Genomic DNA, 1366 nt, shown 5'->3' with positions numbered 1-1366 from the left:
AGCCAGCACGATGCGCGGCGCATGATGCTTGCCCAGCACCAGTACCTTTGCCTGGCTGTCAGCATCCATCTCACCGTGAAGCTGCAGGATCTCACGGGACAGGGAAGCTGACTGCAGCTGTTCTTCCAGCCGGTTCATCTCACCCTTGCCCGGCAGGAAGACCAAAATGTCTCCCTGTTGCTCCCTGCAGGACCAGCCGGCGTGTGGCAGGCAGGATGTCGCGCCCCACCGACCTACCCAGGTGACGTATATCCACCGGGGGGAGATCACCATCGGAAGTCACCACAGCTCCTCCCAGGAGATCGGCCACTGCCTGCTCGTCCAGGGTGGCAGACATGACCAGCAGCCGCAGATCCTCCCGCAGTGAACTACAGATATCGAGACACAGGGCAAGACCCAGGTCGGCCTGCAGTGACCGCTCGTGGAATTCATCAAAAATGATCGGCCCGACACCGGACAGTTCAGGATCGGACTGCAGGCGCCTGACCAGCAATCCTTCCGTCAGCACTTCGATACGGGTGTGGCTGCCAATCCTGCGCTCCATGCGTACCGGGTACCCGACGGGGCCGCCAACAGCTTCATCGAGCAAATGAGCCATGTAACGGGCCGCCATGCGCGCCGCCGGACGGCGGGGTTCCAGCATGATGATCTTCCGCTCTTGTAACCAAGGGCATCCAGCAACGCCAGCGGTACTCTCGTGGTCTTGCCGGATCCCGGCGGTGAAGACAGCACAGCATGACCGTGAGCCAGCGCGTTGTGCAGTTGGGGCAGGATCTGTTCTACAGGCAGGGACATGGCGCAGCATCATAGCACCGCCACGGGACCTGTGAACAAGTCAGGGCGAAGCTTTCGGACGGCTCGAGCGCCAGATGTGAGTTCACGACTTCTTCAGCGGTCTCTCAATATCAAGTAAGGGCCTCGGAAAAAATAGATTACCCCAATTTTGTAATCGGATTGATTGTGACAAACCATGATTCCAGATCAGGTTTTCTGTCAAATCGTGGTTCTTCTCCGCTTTGATGAGTGAGCTTTTGTCCATTTTTCTGCCCTTCGCCGTCTGTATCAGTCGCACAAGCATATGGCTGGTACAGGCGGAGAGGGGTTGAAAAATGGACAGCTACTGCCCTGAGCCAGATGTTGATGGAGCAAATCATACAGCCCCGTTCTACCTGGATTAAATTGTTCATATTCAAATAATTAGCAATTTATTGTACATTCTGCTCACTCATCAAAGCGGAGAAGAGCCCAAATCGTTTTTCCAATTCACGCATGGCCTGCTTACTCAGGGATACTCCCGCTTTATAGGATTTCTTCACTTTCCTTACCACCGGATGAATCCCTTTGTACGCCATACTCCGAGCCAAAC

General features: G+C 55.4%; 1 protein-coding gene. It reads right to left on the bottom strand.

Annotated features, from left to right (window positions below; all coding sequences use genetic code 11):
• Positions 1-139 precede the first annotated feature (139 nt).
• A complete protein-coding gene (locus tag ACOCD2_RS20110) occupies positions 140-643 on the bottom strand; it encodes a hypothetical protein (protein WP_419625959.1) in 504 nt (167 codons plus the stop codon).
• Positions 644-1366 lie beyond the last annotated feature (723 nt).

Origin of the sequence: Thiolapillus sp. (assembly GCF_048562965.1) — a bacterium.
In the GTDB taxonomy this organism is placed as follows: Bacteria; Pseudomonadota; Gammaproteobacteria; order Chromatiales; family Chromatiaceae; genus Thiolapillus; species Thiolapillus brandeum_A.
The sequence above is the reverse complement of the archived record's forward strand: the minus strand, read 5'-3'. Positions and strand labels throughout refer to the sequence as shown.

Bases quoted from the DNA above. Each gene is read 5' to 3' on its own strand.
- ACOCD2_RS20110 (WP_419625959.1), bottom strand. From the start codon at position 643: ATGCTGGAACCCCGCCGTCCGGCGGCGCGCATGGCGGCCCGTTACATG.